Annotated in this window: 21 protein-coding genes and 1 riboswitch; of the genes, 9 read left to right on the forward strand and 12 right to left on the reverse strand. The window is 43.0% G+C overall.

The annotated features are described in order from the left end of the window. Nucleotides 1-30: 30 nt before the first annotated feature. A complete protein-coding gene (gene yofA / locus NYE53_RS10000; RefSeq protein ID WP_339248456.1) occupies nucleotides 31-888 on the reverse strand; it encodes a LysR family transcriptional regulator YofA in 858 nt (285 codons plus the stop codon). A 128-nt stretch (nucleotides 889-1,016) separates the two neighbouring features. Here yofA and NYE53_RS10005 point away from each other — a divergent pair, with 128 nt between their 5' ends. Then, entirely contained in the window at nucleotides 1,017-2,006 is a 990-nt protein-coding gene (locus NYE53_RS10005; RefSeq protein ID WP_339248458.1) for a zinc-binding dehydrogenase, read from the forward strand. Between the two features lie 56 nt (nucleotides 2,007-2,062). Here NYE53_RS10005 and gltD read toward each other — a convergent pair whose 3' ends face one another. After that, nucleotides 2,063-3,544 carry a glutamate synthase small subunit gene (gene gltD, locus NYE53_RS10010; protein WP_339248461.1) on the reverse strand — a complete coding sequence of 494 codons (1,482 nt, stop codon included), beginning with the start codon at nucleotides 3,542-3,544 and terminating at the stop codon, nucleotides 2,063-2,065. A 16-nt stretch (nucleotides 3,545-3,560) separates the two neighbouring features. Continuing rightward, complete coding sequence (gene gltB / locus NYE53_RS10015; RefSeq protein ID WP_339248464.1) at nucleotides 3,561-8,123, reverse strand: glutamate synthase large subunit; 4,563 nt, start codon at nucleotides 8,121-8,123, stop codon at nucleotides 3,561-3,563. A 146-nt stretch (nucleotides 8,124-8,269) separates the two neighbouring features. Here gltB and gltC point away from each other — a divergent pair, with 146 nt between their 5' ends. Beyond that, nucleotides 8,270-9,172, forward strand: coding sequence for a glutamate biosynthesis transcriptional regulator GltC (gene gltC, locus NYE53_RS10020; protein WP_004399246.1), 903 nt, complete (start codon nucleotides 8,270-8,272; stop codon nucleotides 9,170-9,172). A gap of 50 nt (nucleotides 9,173-9,222) precedes the next feature. On the opposite strand, the gene proB is transcribed toward gltC, so the two are convergent. From proB to NYE53_RS10040, 4 genes are all read right to left on the reverse strand, one after another. Next, entirely contained in the window at nucleotides 9,223-10,338 is a 1,116-nt protein-coding gene (proB, locus tag NYE53_RS10025) for a glutamate 5-kinase (protein WP_339248465.1), read from the reverse strand. After that, complete coding sequence (gene proC, locus NYE53_RS10030) at nucleotides 10,335-11,228, reverse strand: pyrroline-5-carboxylate reductase (RefSeq protein ID WP_339248519.1); 894 nt, start codon at nucleotides 11,226-11,228, stop codon at nucleotides 10,335-10,337. The genes proB and proC overlap by 4 nt, the downstream gene beginning before the upstream one ends. A gap of 147 nt (nucleotides 11,229-11,375) precedes the next feature. Next, nucleotides 11,376-11,744 carry a replication termination protein gene (rtp, locus tag NYE53_RS10035; protein WP_003220337.1) on the reverse strand — a complete coding sequence of 123 codons (369 nt, stop codon included), beginning with the start codon at nucleotides 11,742-11,744 and terminating at the stop codon, nucleotides 11,376-11,378. 298 nt (nucleotides 11,745-12,042) lie between these two features. After that, the gene (locus tag NYE53_RS10040) at nucleotides 12,043-12,759 is read right to left on the reverse strand and encodes a 3-ketoacyl-ACP reductase (RefSeq protein WP_038429073.1); all 717 of its coding nucleotides are present in this window, start codon (nucleotides 12,757-12,759) and stop codon (nucleotides 12,043-12,045) included. Nucleotides 12,760-12,909: 150 nt separating this feature from the next. Here NYE53_RS10040 and NYE53_RS10045 point away from each other — a divergent pair, with 150 nt between their 5' ends. From NYE53_RS10045 to NYE53_RS10055, 3 genes are all read left to right on the forward strand, one after another. Continuing rightward, nucleotides 12,910-13,218, forward strand: a complete 309-nt coding sequence (locus NYE53_RS10045; protein ID WP_339244556.1) for a DUF948 domain-containing protein — start codon at nucleotides 12,910-12,912, stop codon at nucleotides 13,216-13,218. Between the two features lie 66 nt (nucleotides 13,219-13,284). Further along, a complete protein-coding gene (locus tag NYE53_RS10050; RefSeq protein ID WP_327846581.1) occupies nucleotides 13,285-14,055 on the forward strand; it encodes a hypothetical protein in 771 nt (256 codons plus the stop codon). A 43-nt stretch (nucleotides 14,056-14,098) separates the two neighbouring features. Next, entirely contained in the window at nucleotides 14,099-14,632 is a 534-nt protein-coding gene (locus NYE53_RS10055; RefSeq protein WP_327846582.1) for a GNAT family protein, read from the forward strand. A gap of 79 nt (nucleotides 14,633-14,711) precedes the next feature. On the opposite strand, the gene NYE53_RS10060 is transcribed toward NYE53_RS10055, so the two are convergent. The 3 genes from NYE53_RS10060 to NYE53_RS10070 all read right to left on the reverse strand — a co-directional run bounded on the left by NYE53_RS10060 (nucleotide 14,712) and on the right by NYE53_RS10070 (nucleotide 18,557). Further along, the gene (locus tag NYE53_RS10060) at nucleotides 14,712-15,956 is read right to left on the reverse strand and encodes an MFS transporter (protein WP_339244563.1); all 1,245 of its coding nucleotides are present in this window, start codon (nucleotides 15,954-15,956) and stop codon (nucleotides 14,712-14,714) included. A gap of 97 nt (nucleotides 15,957-16,053) precedes the next feature. Further along, nucleotides 16,054-17,517: an FGGY-family carbohydrate kinase gene (locus tag NYE53_RS10065; RefSeq protein ID WP_308154209.1), complete on the reverse strand. Its 1,464-nt coding sequence runs from the start codon at nucleotides 17,515-17,517 to the stop codon at nucleotides 16,054-16,056. A 17-nt stretch (nucleotides 17,518-17,534) separates the two neighbouring features. Further along, the gene (locus NYE53_RS10070; RefSeq protein WP_339244566.1) at nucleotides 17,535-18,557 is read right to left on the reverse strand and encodes a 2-hydroxyacid dehydrogenase; all 1,023 of its coding nucleotides are present in this window, start codon (nucleotides 18,555-18,557) and stop codon (nucleotides 17,535-17,537) included. A gap of 95 nt (nucleotides 18,558-18,652) precedes the next feature. Continuing rightward, nucleotides 18,653-18,744, reverse strand: a riboswitch (SAM riboswitch). 147 nt (nucleotides 18,745-18,891) lie between these two features. On the opposite strand from NYE53_RS10070, the gene NYE53_RS10075 reads away from it, so the two are divergent. Further along, on the forward strand, nucleotides 18,892-20,934 hold the full coding sequence (locus NYE53_RS10075; RefSeq protein WP_339244569.1) for a molybdopterin oxidoreductase family protein: 2,043 nt from the start codon (nucleotides 18,892-18,894) through the stop codon (nucleotides 20,932-20,934). A 66-nt stretch (nucleotides 20,935-21,000) separates the two neighbouring features. Then, nucleotides 21,001-21,294: a hypothetical protein gene (locus NYE53_RS10080; RefSeq protein ID WP_015251960.1), complete on the forward strand. Its 294-nt coding sequence runs from the start codon at nucleotides 21,001-21,003 to the stop codon at nucleotides 21,292-21,294. Between the two features lie 371 nt (nucleotides 21,295-21,665). Here the strand turns inward: NYE53_RS10080 and NYE53_RS10085 are convergent, their stop codons facing one another. Then, nucleotides 21,666-22,070, reverse strand: a complete 405-nt coding sequence (locus tag NYE53_RS10085; protein ID WP_339244572.1) for a UPF0715 family protein — start codon at nucleotides 22,068-22,070, stop codon at nucleotides 21,666-21,668. Nucleotides 22,071-22,333: 263 nt separating this feature from the next. Here NYE53_RS10085 and NYE53_RS10090 point away from each other — a divergent pair, with 263 nt between their 5' ends. After that, on the forward strand, nucleotides 22,334-22,456 hold the full coding sequence (locus NYE53_RS10090; RefSeq protein ID WP_029318080.1) for a hypothetical protein: 123 nt from the start codon (nucleotides 22,334-22,336) through the stop codon (nucleotides 22,454-22,456). 43 nt (nucleotides 22,457-22,499) lie between these two features. After that, a complete protein-coding gene (locus NYE53_RS10095; protein WP_014477001.1) occupies nucleotides 22,500-22,793 on the forward strand; it encodes a YozQ family protein in 294 nt (97 codons plus the stop codon). Between the two features lie 115 nt (nucleotides 22,794-22,908). On the opposite strand, the gene NYE53_RS10100 is transcribed toward NYE53_RS10095, so the two are convergent. Then, nucleotides 22,909-24,594, reverse strand: coding sequence for a methyl-accepting chemotaxis protein (locus NYE53_RS10100; RefSeq protein WP_339244574.1), 1,686 nt, complete (start codon nucleotides 24,592-24,594; stop codon nucleotides 22,909-22,911). Nucleotides 24,595-24,704 lie beyond the last annotated feature (110 nt).

Consider the following 24,704-nt stretch of genomic DNA (forward strand, 5'->3'; position numbering starts at 1 on the left):
AATCTTTATTCTGCTAATGCACGTCTATCTTCATCTTTTCATTTCGTTTATCTCATCAAGAAATGTCTGAAACGCACTCGTAATAAAAAAGTCTTTCCTGTATATAAAGACGATCTCTAAGTCTTGATATGCTGGTGGCAATTGATGAATCCATACATTTGTACGATGCTCGGAGCAGTCAACAGCGGACTTTGGGAGCAGCGCCGTACCCATCCCAGCGGAAACACCTTTTATAATAGCCTCCAATGTGCCATTCTCTATGATTTTTTGATTGTGTATGTCTGCTTCCTCTAGTAATCTTTTGACCCTGTCACGATGAGAACAGCCAGCCCCAAAAAAGAGCATCGGCTGCTGAAGCATGTCTTCTGCCGTCCCTTCTCGTGATGAAATCAAAACTAATTCATCATGGGAGACATGGAGTTGTCTAACTGCAGCGTGCTCAACCGGCCCATATACAAAAGCGCCATCAACTTTATGATCAAGAACCTGTTGAATCAAATGATGCGTATCAGCTGTGTTCACTGATAAATCCACTTCAGGAAAACGCCTGAGGAAGGATGCTGCATGCTCAGGCAGATGCGTTACCGCCGTCGTTTCCAGTGATCCGATCCGCAAAGGCCCTTTCGGATGCCGGCTCATCTGTGCCGATTTTTCAGCTTCGTCTAACAGCAATAATACTTGATCAGCATATTGCAAAAGATTTTCTCCCACAGCAGTCAGCTTCATTCCCCGATTCGTTCGATGAAAAAGCCTGATATTCAAATCTTCCTCAAGGTTATGCACTCTGGCTGTCACATTCGACTGAACATAATTCAGCATTTGGGCTGCTTTCGTTATGCTTCCTTCGCGAGCAACAGCCTGAAAAATCTTTAAATCTCCGCTTTCCACGCGCTCTCACCTGCTTGCTATGATGAAAAGTGATATTGGCTATCATATTTGTTCATTTTACTCGAAGAAAACCGCTATGTAAAATATGTAAAGATATGAGAATACAATTCAATGAGGAGGCAGACAGCATGAAAGCTGTAATTCACAACGGAAAAGCCGGTCTTCTGGGGTTATCAGTTCAGGACGTTCCATCAACAAAGCCTGGATACGGAGAGGTAAAGGTTAGATTAAAATCTGCGGGTCTGAATCATCGTGACTTGTTTCTTATGAAAAACAAATCTGAACAAGATCCTCACGTGATCCTCGGTTCTGACGGCGCGGGTATCATTGAAGAGATTGGTGAAGGCGTGAAAAATGTTACTGTTCAGACAGAAGTAGTCATTTTCCCGACATTGAACTGGGATTTGACAGAGAATGTTCCACCTGTACCTGAGATTCTGGGAGGTCCTTCGGACGGAACACTTGCTGAATATGTGATCATTCCTTCACAAAATGCAATCAAAAAACCTGCTTATTTATCTTGGGAAGAAGCGGGCGTTTTACCTTTATCCGCTTTAACTGCATATCGGGCCTTGTTTACAAAGGGGCAATTAAAAAAAGGCGAGCATCTATTGATACCCGGCATCGGAAGCGGGGTTGCAACCTACGCTTTATTGATGGCTAAAGCGATTGGGGCAACAGTAAGCGTGACCTCCCGCAGTGAGGAGAAAAGAAAAAGGGCGCTGCAATTAGGTGCTGATTACGCATTTGACAGCTACAACAATTGGGATGAGCAGTTGCAGGGAAAAAAGGCGGATGTTGTTCTTGACAGCATAGGACCTGCCCTCTTTTCGGAATACTTCCGCCATGTAAAACCAAATGGCCGTATTGTCAGCTTTGGGGCAAGCTCAGGGGATAATCTCAGTTTTCCGGTGCGTTCTTTATTCTTTCCTCAGGTCAATGTTTTGGGAACCTCGATGGGAAGCGGTGAGGAATTTCAAGCTATGCTCGCTTTCATTGACAAACATAAGCTGCGGCCTGTAATTGACCGGATATATCCTTTAGAAAAAGCATGTGAAGCATATAAAAGAATGCAGGAAGGCAGACAGTTTGGAAACATCGGGATCGTAATGGAATAAAAAAAGAAACCGGCTGGCAGCCAGACCGGTTTCTCTTATATGATAATCCCCTTTATTTACGGAAGAACTGAACTCCCCATCAAATATCGATCCACTTCCCGCGCCACTTCACGGCCTTCATTAATCGCCCATACGATTAAGCTTTGGCCTCTTCTTGCATCCCCTGCGGCGAATACACCATCGATATTTGTTTGATAATCCCCATATGCTGCACTGATTTTGTTATTTACTGAATCAACACCGAACTGTTTCAACAGCGGCTGTTCTGTGCCTTCAAAGCCGATAGCGATAAAGACAAGCTGAGCAGGCCATACTTTTTCCGTTCCAGGCAGCTCGCGGAACTCGTATTTACCATGCTCATTTTTCACTTTTTCCATTTGGATGGTATGAAGCTCTTTCAGCTTTCCGTTTTTATCCGCGACCATTTTTGTCGTTTGAATGGAGTATTCTCTCGGATCTCTTCTGAATTTTGCTTCTGCTTCCTCGTATGCATATTCAAGCGTAAAGACGTGTGGCTGTTCAGGCCACATATTGTCATTCGTGCGGGCTGGCGGAAGTTTCGGGTGTTTGCCGAATTGGTGCACACTTTTGGCTTTTTGACGCAGAGCGGTAGCCACACAGTCAGCTCCTGTATCTCCGCCTCCGATTACGATGACATCTTTCCCTTTGGCATCAATGAATTGCTTGTCTTTAAAATTAGAATCTAAATAGCTTTTTGTTGCAAGTGTGAGGTAGTCCATCGCGTAATGGACTCCTTTTGAGTCGCGTCCTTCAATTAAGAGGTCCCGCTGTTTTTGAGCGCCTGTGCATAAGATCACAGCATCAAATTGCTCCTTTAGCTCATCAGCTGTAATGTCAACTCCGATTTCTGTGTTCGTTACAAAATCAATTCCCTCTTGCGTCAGCAATTTAATTCGGCGTTCTACAATGCCCTTCTCAAGCTTCATGTTTGGAATGCCGTATGTTAAAAGGCCGCCCGCTCTGTCTGCTCGTTCAAAAACAGTGACGGAATGTCCCGCTTGATTCAGCTGGTCAGCACTCGCCAGTCCGGCTGGGCCTGACCCGACGATGGCCACTTTTTTGCCTGTTCGTTTTTTAGGAATTCTAGGTTGAATCCAGCCGTTCTCAAATCCTTTGTCGATAATGGTTCGCTCGATATTTTTAATTGAAACGGCCGGGTCTGAAATCGCTAAAGTGCATGATCCTTCACAAGGAGCGGGACATACCCGCCCTGTGAATTCAGGAAAGTTGTTTGTTTTCAAAAGGCGTTCCAATGCTTCCTTCCATCTGCCCCGGTAGACAAGATCATTCCATTCAGGAATTAAGTTGTAAATCGGACAGCCGGATGTAAATCCGTTAATGTCCGCACCGATCTGGCAAAACGGTGTACCGCAATCCATACACCGCGCCCCCTGCCGTTTCGATGCTTCTTCTGAAAAAGGAGCAGAATATTCTTTCCAATCCTTTAAGCGAGTGAGAGGGTCCCGCTCCGCAGGTTTTTCTCGTTTGATCTCCATAAATCCAGTTGGTTTCCCCATGTTCCTCTCCCCTTCCTTACTGTACTACCGCTTGTTTTTGTCCCGATGCTGCTGTATTCTGCTTTGGCTTCGTGTTGGCCTCAAAAGCGAACATGATGGCTTCTTCATCTGATAAACCTGCAGCTTTTTGCTCTTGGATGCTTGCAAGCATTTGTTTATAGTTTTTCGGAATGACTTTGACGAATTTTTTCACACTGTCTTCCCATTGATCAAGCAAATCTTCTGCTTTTTGGCTGTTTGTATACGCAGTATGTCTTTCAAGCATTGCTTTGATTTGCTGGATTTCTTTCTCGTCCTCTAATGATTCAAATAAAATCATCTCAAGGTTGCATTTGCGTTTAAACGCTTTGACATCTTCGGTCAGTACATAAGCGATTCCGCCGGACATACCTGCCGCAAAGTTTTTGCCTACATCACCGAGAACGACAACGCTGCCGCCAGTCATGTATTCACAGCCGTGGTCGCCGATGCCTTCTACAACTACGTTCACACCGCTGTTTCGAACGGCAAAGCGTTCACCAGCACGCCCGTTAATATATGCTTCTCCGCTTGTCGCACCGTAAAAAGCCACGTTGCCGATAATGACATTGTCATCCGAAGCAGAGTTGAATCCTTCTGGTGACTTGACGATGATTTTTCCGCCAGAAAGCCCTTTTCCGACGTAATCATTTGAGTCTCCGTCTAAATAAAGCGTCATCCCTTTAGGAACGAAAGCTCCAAAGCTTTGGCCGGCTGATCCGGTAAAGTGCAGCTTGATTGTATCTTCAGGAAGCCCTTCTTCTCCGTAACGCTTTGAGATTTCACTGCCGGTTATCGTTCCGGCTACACGGTTTGTATTGTTGATTTCGATAGAAACTTCCGCTTCTTTTCCAGACTCGATGGCTTCTTGTACGGCCGGGAGAATCGCTGTAATATCAAGTGATTGATCAATTTTATGATTTTGCGGCGATTGGAACGTCCGCACCCCTTCAGGCTGATAAAGAAGGGTAGACAAATCAAGCTGGCTTGCTTTCCAGTGCTCCTTTGCCCGTTCACTTACATGAAGTACATCAGTGCGGCCGATCATTTCATCAAATGTCCTGAAGCCTAACGCAGCCATGTACTCACGAACCTCTTCGGCAATGAACAGCATATAGTTCACAATATGGTCAGGATCTCCCATGAACTTTTTGCGAAGCTCTGGATTTTGTGTCGCTACACCGACAGGGCATGTATCCAAATGGCAGGCACGCATCATGACACAGCCGAGTACAACTAACGGAGCCGTTGCGAAACCAAATTCTTCGGCGCCGAGCAAGGCAGCCATCACAACGTCGCGGCCCGTCATGAGCTTTCCGTCTGTTTCTAATACAACACGGTCACGAAGTCCGTTCAGCATTAATGTTTGATGTGCTTCTGCAAGGCCAAGCTCCCACGGAAGCCCTGTATGTTTAATACTGGTTTTCGGAGAAGCGCCTGTACCTCCGTCATAGCCGCTGATCACAATGACATCTGCAGTCGCTTTGGCAACACCTGCAGCAATTGTTCCTACACCTGCTTTTGACACCAGCTTTACGCTGATTCTTGCGTCACGGTTGGCATTTTTCAAATCGTGGATCAGCTGGGCTAAATCCTCAATCGAATAAATGTCATGGTGTGGCGGAGGTGAGATTAATCCGACACCTGGCGTTGAACCGCGGACATTGGCAACCCATGGATATACCTTGTTGCCAGGAAGCTGCCCGCCTTCACCCGGCTTAGCACCTTGAGCCATTTTAATCTGCAGCTCATCAGCATTGACGAGGTAATGGCTTTTGACACCAAACCGTCCGGATGCAATTTGTTTGATCGCACTTCTTCTATCATCGCCGTTCTCATCTGGAACAAAGCGTTTGGGATCTTCTCCGCCTTCACCGCTGTTGCTTTTTCCTCCAAGACGGTTCATTGCGATTGCTAAAGCTTCATGCGCTTCCTTACTCAAGGACCCGAATGACATCGCACCCGTTTTAAAACGTTTGACAATCGATTCAGCGGATTCAACCTCCTCCAACTTCAAAGGCTTGCGGTTTCCGTCAAATGCGAACAAGTTCCGCAAAAATCCGATGCGTTCTTCATCAGCTGCTTTTGTATACTGTTTAAACAGATTGTAATCATTTCTGCGGCACGCCCATTGCAAAGTATGAATCGTTTTCGGATTAAACGCGTGATGCTCTCCGCCATTTCTCCATTGGAAGTCACTTCCCGGTTCAAGCGTTTTGCTGTAATCATCCTGATACGCTTCCCGGTGGCGGCGCTGTGCCTCTTCTGCAATTGTTTGTAAATCGATGCCGCCTAGCTGTGATGCAGTACCTGTGAAATAGCGGTCGATCACATCGCGGCTGATTCCTACCGCCTCAAAGATTTGGGCGCCTCTGTAGCTTTGCACAGTTGAAATCCCCATCTTGGACATCACTTTTACGACGCCCTCAGTAATGCTTTTTCCATATTTGCTGACCGCTTCTTCATAGCTGATATCCAAACGGCCTTCATCAATTTCCTGCTTGTAGGTCGCATAAGCGAGATAAGGATTAATCGCATCTGCTCCATAACCGATTAACGCTGCAAAGTGATGCACTTCACGTGCTTCTCCCGATTCCACAATAATGCTGACCTTTGTACGCAGCCCTTTGCGGATTAAGTGCTGGTGCAGCGCGCTTACTGCCAGAAGCGGCGGAATTGGTGTCAGTCGTTCATTCATCTTTTTGTCTGATAAAATTAACAAACTTACGCCTTGGCTGATGGCTTTCTCTGCCTGTGTGAACATGTCCTTTAATCCGCGTTCAAGATCTTCTGAAAACAGCACATCAATTTTTTGGCTTTTTAAATCAGGATGAACAATCGTTTTCAATGCGTAAAACTGTTCATTGGATAAAACGGGTGTATACAGTTTAATCCGGCGAACATTTCGTTCACTTGGATGAAGAAGATCGCCTTCCACACCGAGCCAAGTCATCGTTGAAGTGACAAGCTGCTCACGAATCGCGTCGATTGGCGGGTTCGTTACTTGTGCAAACAGCTGTTTAAAGTAGTTAAACAGTGATTGCGCTCGGTCAGAAAGTACAGCAAGCGGCGCGTCATTCCCCATTGAACCAAGTGGATCTTTGCCTTCTTTAATAACAGGAATTAGATATTTTTGGATATCTTCATATGTGTATCCGAATGCCTTCTGGCGAGTAAGAAGATCACTAAATTGTTCTTCTTCTCTTGACTCCGGATCAGGATTTACTTGTACAAGCTCTTCTTCAAGCCATTTTTGGTACGGATACTCAGTTGCAATTTGTGTTTTGACTTCCTCATCGGAGATAATACGGCCTTCTTCCAGGTCGATTAAAAGCATTTTCCCAGGCTCAAGGCGGTTTTTATATAAAACGTTTTCCTGTTCAACTTCAATAACGCCTACTTCAGATGAGAAAATAATATAATCATCTTTTGTGACATAATAACGGGCCGGACGGAGACCATTCCGGTCAAGGATCGCCCCGATTTGTTTACCGTCAGTAAATGAAATGGCTGTCGGTCCGTCCCAAGGCTCCATCAGGGAGCTATGGTACTCGTAGAACGCCCTTTTTTCCTTGGACATATGCGTATTTTCCGTCCAAGGCTCTGGAATGAGCATCATTGCCGTATGTGCCGGTTTGCGTCCAGCCATCACAAAAAACTCAAATGCGTTATCCAAAATGGAAGAGTCACTGCCGTCAGCATTGAGAATCGGCAAAATCTTGTTTAAGTCCTCACCGAAGCTTTCAGAAACAAATTGCTGCTCACGTGCTCTCATCCAGTTGATATTTCCGCGAAGGGTGTTAATTTCACCGTTGTGAACCAAATAGCGGTTAGGATGCGCTCTTTCCCATGTAGGGAATGTATTGGTACTGAAGCGTGAATGAACGAGCGCAAAAGCAGAAACGAATGCTTCGTCTTGCAGATCAGAATAAAATGCATCAACCTGTTCAGGTGTTAAAAGGCCTTTGTAAACAATGGTCTGGCTTGAAAGACTGGCAAAATAAAAATCAAGACCTTCCGTTACTCCCCAATTTTCAGCCTGTTTACGAATGACATACAATTTTCGTTCAAAAGATAAATTGTCCTTTAGATCAGAATTTGCGCCGATAAATACCTGACGGACAAACGGACAGCTTTTTTGCGCCACTGTTCCGATTTTTCCGACATTTACAGGTACAGTTCTCCATCCAAGAACGACTTGGCCTTCTTGTTCAATCAGTGCATTGATTTGCTTTTCAATTTTTTTTCTTTCATCTTCTTTCTGTGAGAAAAAGACCATTCCTACCCCGTAACGTTCTTTTTCTGGCAGATTGATGTCTTTGCACTCTTTTCTAAAGAAAGCATCAGGGATTTGAACCAGTAAGCCGGCTCCGTCTCCTGTATCCGGATCACTGCCTTGCCCTCCTCTATGGTCTAGCTGGCAAAGCATCTTAAGTCCTTGTTTGACAATGTCGTGAGTCTGCTTGCCCTTTAAGTGTGCATATAGGCCGATTCCGCATGCATCATGTTCAAATTCAGGACGGTAGAGACCTTGAGCTTTTGGCATTTGATTGTACGTCATAATTCCTCTCCCCCGATCAATTTCCGATAATACCGGTCATAAAATCTAACAACTCTATAATCATTGTAGGTTTTCAAAACGATATAAACAATATATAATTTAGATCAAAAGAATCTCAAAATGAGATAGATGGATGTGAGACAAACATGGAGCTGCGCCAACTGCGTTATTTTATGGAGGTGGCTGAAAGAGAACACGTTTCAGAAGCCGCTGATCATTTGCATGTGGCCCAATCAGCAATCAGCAGACAAATTGCCAATCTTGAAGAAGAATTAAATGTGACCTTATTTGAGCGTGAAGGGAGAAATATCAAACTCACGCCAATCGGAAAAGAATTTTTGATTCATGTGAAAACGGCGATGAAAGCCATTGATTATGCGAAAGAACAAATTGATGAGTATCTTGACCCGCATCGCGGAACGGTAAAGATCGGCTTTCCTACAAGCCTCGCCAGCCAGCTTTTGCCGACTGTCATTTCAGCGTTTAAAGAAGAATATCCGCACGTCGAATTTTTGCTGCGCCAAGGCTCCTATAAGTTTCTGATTGAAGCTGTCAGAAACCGCGATATTGATCTGGCCTTATTAGGGCCGGTGCCGACGAATTTCTCTGACATAACGGGAAAAATATTATTTACTGAAAAAATTTACGCGCTTGTTCCATTAAATCATCCGCTTGCTAAACAAAAAACGGTTCATTTAATCGATTTGCGCAACGACCAATTTGTATTGTTCCCGGAAGGATTTGTACTTAGAGAGATGGCAATCGATACTTGCAAACAAGCAGGTTTTGCTCCTCTCGTTTCCACGGAGGGTGAGGATTTGGATGCGATCAAAGGGTTAGTGTCCGCAGGAATGGGCGTTACCCTTCTGCCTGAAAGTACTTTTGCTGAAACAACACCTCGTTTTACTGTGAAAATTCCAATTGAGTTCCCTCAAGTAAAACGGACTGTCGGAATCATTAAACCGAAAAATAGAGAGCTTGCGCCTTCCGCGAATGATTTTTATGAGTTTGTCATTCAATTTTTCTCTAAGCTGGAGCAGTATCAATAAAAAAATGAACCCGAGCTTCTATATAGAAGCTTCGGGTTTTTTTCTGCAAATTAATTTACAGGTAAAGAAAAATCCACATGGCAAACAAATGCTTCTTGATCAATTAGAGCTCTGTTTGTCAGTTCCTTTTTCTTTTCCGGTTCTTGAAGCTGTACAGAAGAGTAATTGACGATTCCAAGGCCGATTTCCGTCCCTTTTGAATCCATCAGCCGAACAACTGAACCGCTTTTGAATTTCCCTTTAATCTTCTGTACACCGTCCAGGTATAAACACGATTGGCCGTTTGTTATTTTTCGTGAACAATCATCTGATAAAATCATTTCACCTTCCGGACCGGAATTAAAAGCGATCCATTGCTCCTTTTGATTCAACGGAAGCGTTCCTTCTGCTTCAAAATAGGTGCCTTCCGCCTGTTCATGAACGGCGTGGTATAAAATATCGCCAGCATCTGCCTGACCTAGGAAACCTTTAATGCCAGACGCCATTACGATTTTAAACGCATCAAGCTTAGAGCGCATGCCGCCGGTGCCAACGATGCTTCCAGTGTCACCTGCGCATGCTTCGATATCAGGTGTTATTTCACTCACCCGCTGTATCCTTTTCGCTTCTGGATTTGTGCGCGGATTGCCGTCATATAATCCGTCTATATCTGATAAAATCACAAGCATATCTGCATCAATCAATCCTGCGACTTTTGCTGCGAGCGTATCATTGTCGCCAAACTTGAGCCGATTGACGGTAACTGTGTCATTTTCGTTTATGATCGGGATGATGCCGCGCTCGAGCAGTACATTCATTGTATTCCTGACATTGTTGTATCGATATTCATCAGAAAAATCGCTTCTCGTAATTAAAATTTGGGATGCGACATAGCCGTGTGCCAAAAACAGCTTTGAATAAGCCTCCATCAGCAATCCCTGGCCGATTGAAGCTGATGCTTGTTTTTCTGGAAGCTTCTCGGGCCTTTGGATAAATCCGAGCTTCCGATATCCCGCCGCCACTGCGCCTGAGGAAACCAAAATCACTTCATAACCGGCGTCTTTGAGTTTGACGACCTGGTCGACCAACGCTTCTAATTTTCGAATGCTGATTTCTCCATGAAGGCTTGTTAATGAACTGCTTCCAATCTTCACAACGACTCTTTTCATGCTTGTATCAGGCGTCACTTTATCACTCCTGATAGCGGCGCTGCAGTTTTTTCGATATCTTCGCTGATTTCCTTTGAACGCTTAGCAGCATGCTTTATTGCTTGAGAAATCGCTTCTCCGCTGCCGCTCTTTTTCAAGGCTTGCAGCCCCGCTGCTGTCGTTCCGTTCGGTGACGTGATATTATCTCTTAAGATCTCAGGATGTTCTCCTGTTTCCATGAGCATTTTTGCGGCACCTAAAAGTGTCTGTGCGCCGATGCTTCGAGATAACTGTTTATCGAGGCCCGCTTCCTCGCCTGTCTTTTCAATGAATTCCATTAAATAATAAAAATACGCGGGTCCGCTGCCTGCAATTCCGGTGAATATATCCATTTGATTTTCTTGGATTGTATAGACTTCGCCCATGCATCCGAGCAATGCTTCGGCCAGCTTCTTCAGGTCTTCCGACACATATTTGCCAAGGGCAATAGCTGTTGCAGAAGCGCCAATCATACTAGAAGTGTTGGGCATCACTCTGACAACCGGCTGTTCATTAAGCAATGATTGTTCAATAAAAGAGGTAGTTATGCCGGCAAGGACCGACAATATTAATTGATGGGGTTGAATACGTGATTTTAGTGATGACAGAGCGTTTTCGGCGTCTTTTGGCTTCATTGCCAAAATGAGCACATCCATGTCTTCAATACATAGTTGGTTCGGCAAGGCGCCTTTAATGCCATATTGAAGTTCAAGTTCAGTTAATCGCTCTGTATTGCTGCGGTTTGTAACGCAGATGTTTTGTTTCGGGATTTTGTTGGCACGAACGATACCTGATATCATTCCTTCCGCCATAGATCCTGCTCCTATAAAGGCTACTTTCTTTTGATCAAAGATCGGTAACATCTCCTTTGTTCGCTTTTTTGTTCGCATTTTCACACGTTTAAAATGTTACCACGTGAGGAAATGATGTCAAGTTTGAAGGTCATCATTGATTTGTATTGTTTCTTTTCGACAAATATGTATAATGAAAAGCAGAAAACACCCGGTTCACACTGCTGCGCCGGGTGTTTGTTTCTATTAAAAATTATCTGAGAGAGCTTTTTCAATCAGTTTTTTACAGCGATCCAGCTCTACCTTCAGCTGTTTTTTATATAGCTTGGCGGCTTCGTAATCTTTAAATTGATAGAGGACGACTTCCTGGAGCTTAGCCCCTTCTTTTTTTACTTTAATTTGTTTTAGTATCCCGTCATCAAGAAGCTCATGCAAAGACCGGTATACTTCTGTATGATTTGGTTTAAAACCAATCTCTTTAAATTCAGACCGAAGTACTTCAAGCAGCTTTAACCCATAGAGTCTCTCTTGCTCTGTCATCGTTATCATATAAAGCTTCAAAAATGCGCGCTGTTTCACTAAAAAGCCTGTTGAACTCCTTTTTTCTTCTTTCATCATATGCACTCCTTTTTCTGTCACTGACAACACTATGTACTAAATATTCAATTTTCTTTTAATGTTTTCCTTCTTTATATTAAAGACTGATAGTTCAGTCATTAAATGTTTACTGATTATAGGTGTAGCGGAAAAAATAAATTCCTACTGAACATTTGGTACATAGTTTTCTTAGTTCTATTATAGCCTGTATTCACTGCTATCTTCAATTTAAACGATTGTCAGGTTTACATATCGCATTTTACCGGTACGGATTTCATTCAAATAAAAAAACCTGTCGAAAGACAGGTTTTCATTTTTAAGGATTTGTTGACCATAATCCCGCTGTTTTGATGAAAATACGAGGATCTAATTTCAATTGTGCCACCATGTACTCAGCAAGATCCTCAGGCTGCATAACTTTTTCAGGATTACCGTCTGTTAAGTTCAATTCGATAGACATATCACTAGCGACAGTGCTCGGCGTTAACGCGCTGACTCTGATATTATGCTTTCTCACTTCTTGCATAAGAGACTCTGTTAACCCGAGAACGGCAAATTTAGAAGCGCTGTAAGCACTTGTTGCAGCAGCTCCTCTTTGACCCGCTGTAGACGAAATATTAATGATGTCTCCGGCTTTGCGTTCGATCATTTCCGGAAGCACCGCGCGCGTGACATGGTACACACCCATTAGGTTGACTTGAATAATATTTTCCCACTCATCGGCTGACAGATCTAAGAAACCGCCAAATTTGCTGATGCCGGCATTATTAATGAGAATATCGATATCACCGAGCTGTTCCTTCACTTGAGCTACAGCTTGGTTAACCTGATCGGCATCTTTTACATCTGCAGCAGCAAATGCAGCTTTTACACCAAGCGCTTTGACTTCTTCAGCCACTTTTTCTACATTAGCGGAAGTCCGGCCAATTAACCCGATATTCACGCCTTCTTTGGCAAGCGCCAGAGCAGTAGCGCGGCCAATTCCTCTGCCTCCGCCTGTGATTAGTGCAGTTTTATGTTGTAAACTTTGCAATTGAAGCACCCTTTCTCTGTTTACATATGTACGATATCACATTATAAGTACAATACATCCAATACGCAAATCAAACGAACTGTGTAAATATCATTTCTTCTGATTAAAAAAACGGATACAGGGTAATGACATAAGAAAAGGAGTGAACATATGATTATAGTTTATATCAGTCTTGCAGTATTAGCAGTTTCTATTATCTTCTTAGGAGTTACCGTGATTCAAAACAAGAAAAAAATGGACCCTGCACTAAAGGAGCTTTCCTCTGTTACGCAGGCTATGCAAAAACAAATCGAAGGATTAAAAACAGAAACAGAGCTGCTGACGCAAAAACAAAAGAAGATTCAGCAGGATGTCCAAATGAAAAAATCCGCGTTTCAGCAGTCCGCAGCTGAAGTAAAAGAAGTTCCTAAAGCTGTTAAAGAGGTGTGGCAGGCTGGCCATTTAAATAGCAGGTCATGATGAATGATATCCCGTTGTTTCGATCAGAATGGACAATGGGATATCATTTTTTGAGGAGGCTTTCGCATGATAGTAAACCGCAGCTGCTTAAAGGAGTTCACAGAAAAACTACATTCTCTTCCCTCTTCACTTACAAAGTCGGATTTACTTATTTCTCCATTTCATCTCCATCAAGAAAATGAACTTGACATCTACTATTCACCTCATAATGAATATATCAATCGGACTGCTACGATTGTGATTGCCGGGATCACGCCGGGTTTTTCCCAGATGAAAACAGCGTACGAAACAGCAGTCGAAAGTCTGCGGCAAGGCCGCACTCTTGAGCAAATGGCGGTAGATACAAAAATAGCAGCGGGTTTCTCCGGGTCGATGAGACATAACCTTATCACCATGCTGGATTTATGCGGGCTGCCGCAAGCTTTCGGCATTCAAAGCGCCGCAAAGCTTTTTGGAGACTTACGGCATATGCTCCATACAACTTCCGTTATTAAATATCCTGTCTTTATCCAGCAAAAAAACTATACCGGATACAAACCGGCTATCACTCATTCTCCTATCCTAAACAACTATGCTTTTGGGCACTTCCCTGCGGAGCTTCACCATGTGACGGGACCAGCTCTTCTCATTCCGTTAGGAAAAGCGGCCGAAACAGTATGTGAAACATTGACCAGACAGCACAGCCTCCAGAATATGATTTGCCTTAACGGCTTTCCCCATCCATCAGGCGCGAACGGCCATCGTTTGAAACAATTCAGCAAAAACAAAGAGCAACTAGAAACACAAATTCGTTCCTTTGCTTCATTGGTTGATTTCGCTATAGAAAAGAGGAAATAAAAGGGATATGATAAACAAAAACACAAACGCGGGGAGTGGTTGAATGTTTCCTATATTAGAAACCGATCGGCTTACACTTAGGCAAATCACAGATCAGGATGCGGAAGCCATTTTTGCTTGTTTCTCAAACGATGAGGTGACACGCTATTATGGGCTTGAAAACATGGAATCTATAGAACAGGCCATTTCAATGATTCAAACGTTTGCTGCCCTCTATCAAGAAAAACGCGGTATACGGTGGGGAATTGAAAGACGGGACACTAAAGAACTGATCGGAACAATTGGCTTTCACGCTCTGGCCCAAAAGCATAGGCGCGCGGAAATCGGTTATGAAATCATCCCGGAGCATTGGCGAAACGGATTTGCATCAGAAGTCATTTCAAAGGTCGTATCTTACGGATTTTCTGCCCTTGGACTGACGCGTATTGGCGCAGTTGTATTTATCGCTAATGAAGCATCAAATCGTCTGCTTCTAAAAATGGGTTTTCAAAAAGAAGGCGTTTTAAGACAGTACATGTATCAAAATGGGACTCCATATGATACAAATGTGTACTCTATTGTAAAACCAAGAGAATGACGGCATTCTCTTGGTTTGTGCCACATCCCTTTTCCTTTAAAAAGATAAAAAAGCGCCCCTCAAACAGGGCGCTTTCTAATTAAGATGCATATTGAGGAGATGTTTCCTCCTTAACTGCTTTTTCCTCAGGTATATTAATACATTTCGTCAAGACCGCACTTGCAAGGTAAAGGGCCGCAAAGATCCAGACCACGCCTTGCGCACCGACGAGACCGATAAACAGCCAAGCGAGTGCGGGGCCGACAAACGCTGATAAACCTGCAGCCAAATTCAATACAGACATAGCTGCCCCTTTATCTTTTCCTGCCACCGTCGGCACAATTGCACCAATCGGCACATAGCCTGCCAGCAAACCGCCCCAAATAAAGCCGATCACGCTGACAACCGCTAAGCTTCCGCCGGAGAAAACAGGTGCGTAGTATAATAAGAGGGTGAAAATGCCGCAGCCGACTCCGCCGAACCAAATAACAGTATTTTTCCAGCCGAATTTATCGCCGACAATACCAAAGATAAGGTTAAACACAATGTTCCCCAGGAAAATCGTTCCCCAAATTTGCAGCCACACATTGGTTGAAATTCCATGCTGGGCCATGTGCATCGGCAAAAAGACTGGAAAACCATATGTACCAATGCTGTTGATGATTCTGATGATTCCGCCTGTAAGCACGCGCGGATTTGTAAATAGAATCGTAACCCCTTTTAAAAGCTCCTCAGCTGTTTCTGATCTTTTTCTTTTCTTCTTTTCAAAACGGTCTTTATTGATAAACAATGCAAAAAATGCACCGAGGCATACCCAGAAAATAGAGCTCCAAAGCGTATTCAAATAACCGAACGCTTTGATCGCGTAGCTTGAGTACCAAGCGCCGAACACAAACATGCCGAGGCAATATGCAATCCAAAACCAGCCGACAGCAGTGCTCAGTTTGCTTTGCGGTGTTCTGTAAATGACCCATGTCAAGAAAGAATAAGCAAAAAGCGGGTAACCTAACCCTTTTACGAAGTAAGTCACATACATCACTGGCAGGTTCAGCTGTTCAAATCCAAATACGATAAAAGCAGCTGTACCGATCACATAAAACAACAGCCCCATAAACATCGTTCGTTTTGCGCCAAATGCTTCGAGACATACACCCGAAAACCAGGAAGCTATGGCAAGCGCAATTCCGTATATACTAAAAATGGAAGCGGACTGCTGAACGGTGAGCCCGTTTTCGATCAAAAAAGGACTGAGCCAGCCTTGTTCAAGGCCATCTCCCATCATAAACAAAACAACCCCTAAAAATCCCCAGGCAAGCCGCTTCGGTATTCCTATTTTATCCAACATATCTGTCTCCTCCTTAGATGCTCATATCAATCAATTACCGTATTACCTTATTAAAGTTGAAAATTAAATGATTCCTCAAAACAGCAGAAATGCCGCCTTAAATTAATACTTTGCTTTCTGAACCTGAAAAAAAGCGCTGTGTTTGCTTCCATTTCTCATATAAAGCCAATTCTGTCTGACAGTCCTTCGGTTCGATCACCCGGACATTTGCTGACATCTCCTCCGTTAATTGAAAGGTTTCATTGCAAATGACTGCAGCTCCAACAACAGATGCCTGATGATATCCCTCTTGGACATAGACCTTTTTTTGAAGAAGATCCGCGATATATTGAGTGAGCGCTTTGCTTTGGAATCCCCCTCCGCACACCCAAACATAGTCACGTTCAAACGGAGTAACCTCTGTTAAAATGTCAAAGTTCCATTTGATTGAAAATGCGATCTCTTCTAGCGCTGCACGTACAAAATGTGCCCTCTTTAAATGTGCTGACAGCGGGGCATCAAAAAGAAAACCGCCTCTCGTTAACGCATTCTTTTCAGCCGATAAATAAGAGCCGAGAGCCGCTACACATGCATGGTCTTCTTTTGCAAGTGCAGAAATCTCCTCCTCCATTACTTCGTACGTTTCATTCGGATAAAAAATCTGTTTTAATTTTTGATAATTCAAGCCGGTAATTCCCGGATTCGTTTCCACAAGCCAATGCCCTTGATCTGTATGACAGTTCAGCCAGGCTTTATGTTTTGTGTCGCCATGATCTGCAGTAATTTTGGTTATTGGCGTTGTTGTCCCTGATACAATGACAATGTCCTCAAGTCCAGCTCCGGTGCTTTTGACAGCCAGCTGTGTATCCCCGCCCCCTGCTATAACCTTAGCATTTATTGAAAGGCCTAATTCGGATGCATATTCATTTGCTATCGTTCCAATTGCTGTTCCCGCTCTTACAAGAGGCGGAAGGATAGATGGAGAAAAGCCGAATATGTCGCACATCTCTTCTGACCAAGTGTTTTGCTTCACATCAAACAGCAGGGTTTCTGTTGCCTGTGATGGTTCATATGTTAATATTCCGCTCAGTTGGTACGTCACCCAATCACTGATGCTAGTAAAGCTTGCAGTCTTTTCCCATAAAGAGGGCTGGCACTGTTTTAATCCATAAAGCTTGAGCGCGGAAAAAAGTGCGGTTGGCAGGCGGCCTGTGCGGCTGTATATCTCTTCCCGATCGGGAATGCTCGCCTCCCACTCTCGACCGCGGTTATCGATGTTCGGCAGCCCAAGAAAAGAATCGCCGTTTTGATCGATCAGAACAATCCCCTGTCTTTGACTCGTCGATGTCAAACCAATGATGTCAATATCACACGAACGGGATAGCACACGTTTTGCCAAATTCATCACCTGCTTCCACAGCACCTGAGGAGAAAAATAACGGCTGTCCGGGTAAAGCGTCTCTGTGGAATACACGATGTCCTCCCGTTCAACTGTTAGAACACTGCCAGTTACACTCACGACCGCTACCCTCGCATTGCCTGTGCCAATATCAAAAACGAGATAGCCTTTTTGTTTTTTCATTCTGTTAGCCTCCTTTCTTATACCCCTGTTTTCAGTTCGTCCTTGTTATACATTGTCGGAATATTAAGAGTTTTTTCACCCTTCCACTTTTTGAGGGCTTTATTCAGTATCGTCACGTGATGATCCTCCACTTCAAATGTTGCTCCAGCGAGATGCGGTGTTGCCAGAACATTAGGCAATGAAATCAATTCATAATCTGATTCCTCTGGAGGTTCATGATAAAAAACGTCTAATATCGCACCTCTGATTTTGTGTTCTTTTAATACAGATAAAAGATCTTCACGGTTTACAACAACTGCTCTTGAAGTATTGACGAAAATCGCACTCTGTTTCATCAGATCAAAATACTTCCGATCAATAAATCCAAGTGTTTCCTCAGTACGAGGCAGATGGACAGAAACGATATCACTGTCTGAAAACACCGTTTTAAGAGATACTTTTTCATACAGCGGATGATCGTCTTGAATGAATGGATCGTAATACTTTATTTTACAGTCAAACGCAGTCAGCAGTTTTGCAATCCTTTGGCCAACCGCCCCGAACCCAATCATGCCAACCGTTTTTCCTGTTAATTCATTTCCTTTAAATTTGACATAAGCCTGCAGGTAATCACTGTTCCACTTTCCATCCTTCAGCCATTGATTCGAGGCGCTGGTATGGCGCAGAAAGGAAATCACATTTCCAATAAACATTTCAGCAACGGCTTGTGCATTCCGCCCTGGTGTATAAAAAACAGGTATGCCTCTTTTTGAGGCAGCTGCCACATCCACATTGGAGGGCATTCCCCTGCAAACACCGACAAATGAAAGTTCGGGAACAGAAGCAAATACGCTGTCTGTTACCTGATCAAGTTCAGTAATCAAGCCTGTCGCATTTGTTGCTTTTAGCAGCTGAATGAGTTCATCCTCCCGATATGCCCGGCCTTGTTCCTTCCAAGATTGATAAGCAACTGAGCCAAACAAGTTTTCTAGCTCTTTTCGTCCTTCTTCGTTGTACGGTGCTGTAACCAAAACCGTCATGGTGCAAAACATCCTTTTCATCGTATTTTTTCATAAAAAAATCTCTTTCCGCAGATGGAAAGAGATTCATATATAGGCGCGCTCTGTTACAGGCAGACGCCGGTATAAACCTTGCTTTCCTATCTTTCAAGCTGACGCTTGCTGGAATTGGCACAATAATGTTGCCGAGGTTTCATAGGGCCAGTCCCTCCACCTCTCTGGATAGAAAATGTTGAGTATGTAATTTTCAGAATGAAGAATACGTTTATCATAAAGAAGTCTCAGATTGATGTCAATCTCTTTTTTCAGAATTGACGTTATCATCCGAAATGTTATAATTCTTACAAAATATCTAACTAGAGAGAGGAACTGGGCCATGAAATCTTTTGCCACACAACAAAACGGCATTTTCAAATCCGTTTGCTCGCTGGACTGCCCGGATCAGTGCGGATTGTTAATACATAAAAAAGACGGGAAAATCGTAAAAATGCAAGGAGACCCTGATCATCCTGTCACAGCCGGAAACATATGCAACAAAGTCCGGAATATGACGGAGCGCATATATGATGAAAAGCGGCTGACTACACCGCTCAAACGAACAGGTGCGAAAGGCCAAGCGATATTTGAACCGATTTCTTGGGAAGAGGCAATCGATACGATCACCTCCCGCTGGAAACAGCTGATTGATGCAGAGGGAGCTGAAAGCATACTTCCTTACAGCTTTTACGGAAATATGGGGAAATTGACAGCTGAAGGAATGGACCGCCGCTTTTTTTACCGCATGGGGTCAAGCCAGCTTGAACGGACGATTTGCAGCAAAGCGGGATCTGAAGGCTATAAATATACAATGGGCATAAGCGCGGGAATCGACCCTGAGGAAACCATTCATACAAAACTATTTATTTTTTGGGGAATAAATGCGGTCAGCACAAACATGCACCAAATTACGATCGCCCAAAAAGCGCGAAAACAAGGTGCCAAAATTGTCGTGATCGATGTGCATAAAAATCAAACAGGACGTCTTGCAGATTGGTTTATCCCAATAAAACCGGGAACCGACAGTGCACTTGCTCTTGGCATCATGCACATTTTATTTAAAGAAAACCTTCATGATGAAGCATTTCTGTCCAAGTACACGGTTGGCTATGAAGAGCTCCGTGAACACGTGAAACAATATGATCCTGAAAAGGTATCGACGATCACCGGTGTCAGTACCGAAGATATTTACCGACTGGCAAAAATGTACGGGGAAACCTCCCCTTCTTTTATCAGAATCGGAAACGGACCCCAGCATCACGATAACGGCGGGATGATTGTAAGGACGATTGCCTGTCTTCCGGCGATCACCGGCCAATGGCTGCATAAAGGGGGCGGCGCAATTAAGCATAACAGCGGAATTTTAGAATATAACACAAATGCCTTGCAGCGGCCCGACTTATTGAAAGGACGCACACCGAGGTCGTTTAATATGAATCAGCTTGGCAAGGTGCTTTTGGAAACAGATCCGCCTATCCGCTCTCTATTTATTTACGGAACAAACCCTGCCGTCGTCGCGCCCGAAGCAAACAAAGTCAGACAGGGCTTGCTGCGGGAAGACTTGTGTACTGTGGTTCATGATTTGTTTTTAACGGAAACGGCTGCATATGCGGACATTGTACTGCCTGCAACATCCGCTTTTGAGAACACTGATTTTTATACTTCCTACTGGCACCATTACATTCAGCTTCAGCAGCCGGTGATTGAGAACTATGGAGAAAGCAAGTCTAACACTGAGGTGTTCCGATTACTGGCTGAAGCAATGGGATTCACAGACCAGGAGCTCAAGGATTCAGATGAAGAATTAATCCGCCAAGCGCTTGACCATCCAGATAATCCGCATTTGGCAGAGATTAATTACGATTCGCTTACTAAGCATTCATTTATGAAAGCGAAACGCAATAAACCGCTGTTTCCTGGCAAACTTCCAACGCCAAGCGGAAAAATAGAATTATATTCAGAACAAATGAAACAAGCTGGCTTCCCGGCTTTACCAACATTTACGCCTCTTGTAACCGATAATGAACATCCGTTTATGTATGTTCCGGCGCCAAACCATAATTTCTTAAACTCAACGTTTTCAAACAATGAAAAACACATCAAACTCGAAAAGACGCCAAAGCTCTTTATCAACACAAAAGATGCTGAAGTACATGGAATCGTTGATGGGGCTCCTGTACGAGTTTGGAACAGCCGGGGAGAATGTGAGCTGACCGCATCAGTCGGAGAACAAGTACTGCCAGGTGTCGTTGTCAGCCAAGGATTATGGGCAGATGAGCAAGGAAAAAAACAGCTTGTAAACGCGCTAACCCCAGACCGATTGTCCGATATGGGCGGCGGCGCCACCTTTTTTTCAGGACGCGTGCAGATTGAAAAGGTTTGAAAAATAATGAAACCGCTAGTATGCCAAGCCCGTATAACATAACATCGACATAATGGAGTCATACACATGGACGTTTTTTTAGGAATTGGTATTGCTTTGGCTGGATATTTTATCGGTGAAGGCTTAAAGCAGATGAACCATACAAAAGGTAGTGAACAAAATGATATCTTGCTTATTAAAGAACGGGATATTTACTTTTACATCGGACTTTTTTTAGGAATAACAACGACTGAAGCAAAACAGTTAGCTGGAGACATGGCAGACCTGCCTTACATCGAAATAAACGGAAAAAAATATGTCCAGAAACATATGTTAAAAGATTGGACATTCACATTAGTTGAAAAACATCAGGGTGAATAAAACAAATCTGAGGAGAGCGAGATTCATTGTCACGCTCTCCTCTGTTTAGCTGTATGGATTGACCGCCACCAAAACTTTGTTCCATAAGCGCTGATAAAACGATAAACCACCATCTATGTTCTTTCCTCAAACAACTCAAGATGCCCGTTCCACAACAATAGTTTTTATATTCCGATGACGTGATGATCTTGATGAACGTATGTATCGTAAAACACTTAGAAAACCTATTCGGTTCGAATGTGTGCTCTCATTATGCCCCCATACTGCGCCTTTATCCACGGAGGATTTTTTTAAAAAAATATGAAACCTAAAGCTTTTAGATCCTGAATTTTTATTGAACCTCCATATTTCTCCGATTGGTGAAAATTAGCCTATACACCGGAAGCTGTACGTTTATAAAGGATCAGAGAATCCCATAACCAGTAAATCACTGCAGCCGCAATACTTAACAAATAATAAAAGTACGATTGCATTGTCCATGCTATTGACGCAGGTTCATTGATAACAAAAAACAGGAAAGCTGCGATAAAAGCAACCACACTGTAAATCAATAGGTACATGATATTGAAAGTTCTCGCTTTTTTCTGCAACTTCATTTGGAGCGGAACAGCAAAAAGGCCATACACCACAAAACCGTATAATAAAGCAATTGCTCCTGTAAACAATGCAATTATCATATCGCCATACATAACAAAAGAATAAAATCCTAAAAACAAACCAAATGTTAGGCTGGATAGCCCTAATGTCATTAAATAATATGATGCGCTTTTTTTCATTTTTTCACCCCCCTTGTTTGATTTATTCACAGTGCTGTTAGTATAAATTCACAACCTTTGTATTTCTTTTATCGAGATGTCTTCCCCAACAATGCGATGATAAAAAGTTTCAAAAATACGACTTTTTATTAAATAATACGACTGGCATGAAAATGCCTCTCCTCATTGGCCAAAGCGCGAATGAAAAAAGTGCATGAATACCTGATCAACAGACAAAATAAGAAGAGTTGATATTCAACACTTTTCGTAAAGGAGTGAAACCAATGAGTAAAAAGGGAATTCAAAATTCAAGTATTGAACAAATGAGAAATGACCATGAGACTGAAACAGCTTTTAAAGCAGATGATCCTAAAAAACATGGTTCTGAGCCTAAAAGAACGAAATAAGTTCTTACCCCCACTAAAATATCAATAATCTGGAGGAAGTAAAGTGACTCAAAAAAACGGTGCAGACAGACCTGATGATTATAAAAGATTTTCTTCATTAGACAAGGAATATGATTTTCAGCAATCTATAAGCAGCAATACTGAGACAGAAAGTGTAAACACTGAAACACAAACTCATAACAAAGAAAACAAAAATGACACAACAGATGTAGCCGGGAAATACTTTGAGCCCTCAGATTATAAAGGAAGCACGCAATTGGAAAAAGGATTGGCTGAAACTCATGAACAGGTGAGCGATGACTATTTTGAAGGAACGATCGATCAAAATTTGGACTAGCCATACAAACGGAGCTAACTTAAAAGAAGTCAGTTAGCTCCGTTTGTAGAAACAACCACAGTAAAAGTAGCCAACCCCCACCGAATAAGATGGGGGTTGCACGTAAGTAGCCTGTTTAATATTTAAAACGATTAATGACGGTTTGAAGCTCTTCTGCCAACTGAGATAGAGATTCTGCGGCATAGGAGATTTCCTCCATTGAATGTAGCTGTTCCTCTGATGATTTTGCAACCGCTTCTGTATTTGCTGACGTTTCTTTTGTACCAGCAGCCAATGTATGAACTGTGTGCTGAATCACTTCAACGCCTGAAGTAAGCTGTTGAGTTGCTGCTGCAACTTCTTGTATTTGAGAAGTGACCTGTTCCACAAGGTTCAGTATTTCATTGAAATTTCCTGTTGTCTCTTGAGAAAGAACAATACCTGAGCTCACATTTTCTTGAACAACTTTAATATTATTTACCGTTTCTATCGATTCGTTTTGGATGGTCGCTACCACCGATTGGATGTGGTTTGCTGATTTATTTGTTTCATCCGCTAATTTCCGAACTTCTTCAGCCACCACGGCAAATCCTTTTCCTTGCTCTCCGGCTCTGGCCGCCTCGATCGCTGCATTTAGTGCCAACAAATTTGTCTGCTCTGAAATCGTCGTGATAAGCGAAGAGATATCGCTGATTTCTGCTGTGCTCGCTACCAATGTTTGCAATCCATTGCCGGCTGAATCTACAGATTTATCAATGAATTTCATCTGATCTAACATCTTGTTGACGGACTTAGAGCCTATTTCAGCTTTGTCTCTCATCGAAGAAGAAAGATCCGCTATGTTCCCTGTATTTGAAGCGACTGATGATATACTGTCTAATAATTCAGTGATGGATTCTGCGCTCTTTTCTGTCATTGAGCTTTGCTTCACATTGCTGTCGGCAGCCATCTGCATGGCTCGTGAAATATGTTCAGATGTTGATTTCGATTCTTCCGCGCTTGCCGATAATTCTTCGGAGGAAGCGGCGACTTGTTCAGATGAGCTGCTGATCTGCTTCACAATTTGAGTTAATGAATGAGTAAAAGAATTAAACGATTGGGCAAGCTGGCCAAATTCATCTTTATTTTTCACAATGACTTTTTTGGTTAAATCAGCGTCGCCGTGTGCAATTTCCTCCAGCTGCTTATTTATGCTTCTTAGTGGCACCATAATGGACTTTAACAGCATTATGCTTAGAACAATGCCTAATATTACTGATATCCCTGTGACAATGATAATGAGCGATTGACTCATTTTCCCATTGCCCCGTATTTCATCCTTTAGATCCTCTACCTCTTGATCCAGGCGATCAGACAGCTTATTGACAGCCGGATCTACGACTTCTTTTCTTAATGTTCTTTCTTCTCCAAAATGGATGGTTTCTGCTTTTTTAGGATTTGAAGAGTAGGCTGTTACTACCTGCTGATTCAAAGCTCTATACTGAGTAAAACTTGTCTTAATGTCTTCAATATTGGATTGATACTTCTCTTCATCAATCAAGTCATTAACCCGGTCAAGGCTCTTTAAGACATCGTCTGCTTTTTCCTTCATACCCTCGTCGTATTCTTTGTCTCCGGTAATCAAGAAGCCTCTTTCATCATTTGATAACCCGGTCAATTCATATTGGATGTGTTTTATCTCTTTTTGGAATTCCATTTTGTCTTTAAGTTCTTCATTCTTTTTCACAGTAGAAGAAATCATAAATACTGAGGAGCCTCCAATTCCAATAATTGAAACAACTAATATTGATATAATCCCCAGCAATTTTGTTTTCACTTTCATGTGTCGTTTTCCCTTTCTGCACGATGTAATCGCTGAAATAAAATATGTTCAAGCGCGTTTGAATCCAATTCGCTTACGCTCATGTCCATAATATCGACACGTGTTATCAA

It is taken from the genome of Bacillus sp. FSL R5-0523, assembly GCF_037975295.1.
GTDB lineage: Bacteria > Bacillota > Bacilli > Bacillales > Bacillaceae > Bacillus > Bacillus subtilis.

Bases quoted from the DNA above. Each gene is read 5' to 3' on its own strand.
- NYE53_RS10005 (WP_339248458.1), top strand. From the start codon at position 1,017: ATGAAAGCTGTAATTCACAACGGAAAAGCCGGTCTTCTGGGGTTATCA.
- gltD (WP_339248461.1), bottom strand. From the start codon at position 3,544: ATGGGGAAACCAACTGGATTTATGGAGATCAAACGAGAAAAACCTGCG.
- gltB (WP_339248464.1), bottom strand. From the start codon at position 8,123: ATGACGTACAATCAAATGCCAAAAGCTCAAGGTCTCTACCGTCCTGAA.
- gltC (WP_004399246.1), top strand. From the start codon at position 8,270: ATGGAGCTGCGCCAACTGCGTTATTTTATGGAGGTGGCTGAAAGAGAA.
- proC (WP_339248519.1), bottom strand. From the start codon at position 11,228: ATGCGAACAAAAAAGCGAACAAAGGAGATGTTACCGATCTTTGATCAA.
- rtp (WP_003220337.1), bottom strand. From the start codon at position 11,744: ATGAAAGAAGAAAAAAGGAGTTCAACAGGCTTTTTAGTGAAACAGCGC.
- NYE53_RS10045 (WP_339244556.1), top strand. From the start codon at position 12,910: ATGATTATAGTTTATATCAGTCTTGCAGTATTAGCAGTTTCTATTATC.
- NYE53_RS10050 (WP_327846581.1), top strand. From the start codon at position 13,285: ATGATAGTAAACCGCAGCTGCTTAAAGGAGTTCACAGAAAAACTACAT.
- NYE53_RS10055 (WP_327846582.1), top strand. From the start codon at position 14,099: ATGTTTCCTATATTAGAAACCGATCGGCTTACACTTAGGCAAATCACA.
- NYE53_RS10060 (WP_339244563.1), bottom strand. From the start codon at position 15,956: ATGTTGGATAAAATAGGAATACCGAAGCGGCTTGCCTGGGGATTTTTA.
- NYE53_RS10065 (WP_308154209.1), bottom strand. From the start codon at position 17,517: ATGAAAAAACAAAAAGGCTATCTCGTTTTTGATATTGGCACAGGCAAT.
- NYE53_RS10070 (WP_339244566.1), bottom strand. From the start codon at position 18,557: ATGAAAAGGATGTTTTGCACCATGACGGTTTTGGTTACAGCACCGTAC.
- NYE53_RS10075 (WP_339244569.1), top strand. From the start codon at position 18,892: ATGAAATCTTTTGCCACACAACAAAACGGCATTTTCAAATCCGTTTGC.
- NYE53_RS10080 (WP_015251960.1), top strand. From the start codon at position 21,001: ATGGACGTTTTTTTAGGAATTGGTATTGCTTTGGCTGGATATTTTATC.
- NYE53_RS10085 (WP_339244572.1), bottom strand. From the start codon at position 22,070: ATGAAAAAAAGCGCATCATATTATTTAATGACATTAGGGCTATCCAGC.
- NYE53_RS10090 (WP_029318080.1), top strand. From the start codon at position 22,334: ATGAGTAAAAAGGGAATTCAAAATTCAAGTATTGAACAAATGAGAAAT.
- NYE53_RS10100 (WP_339244574.1), bottom strand. From the start codon at position 24,594: ATGAAAGTGAAAACAAAATTGCTGGGGATTATATCAATATTAGTTGTT.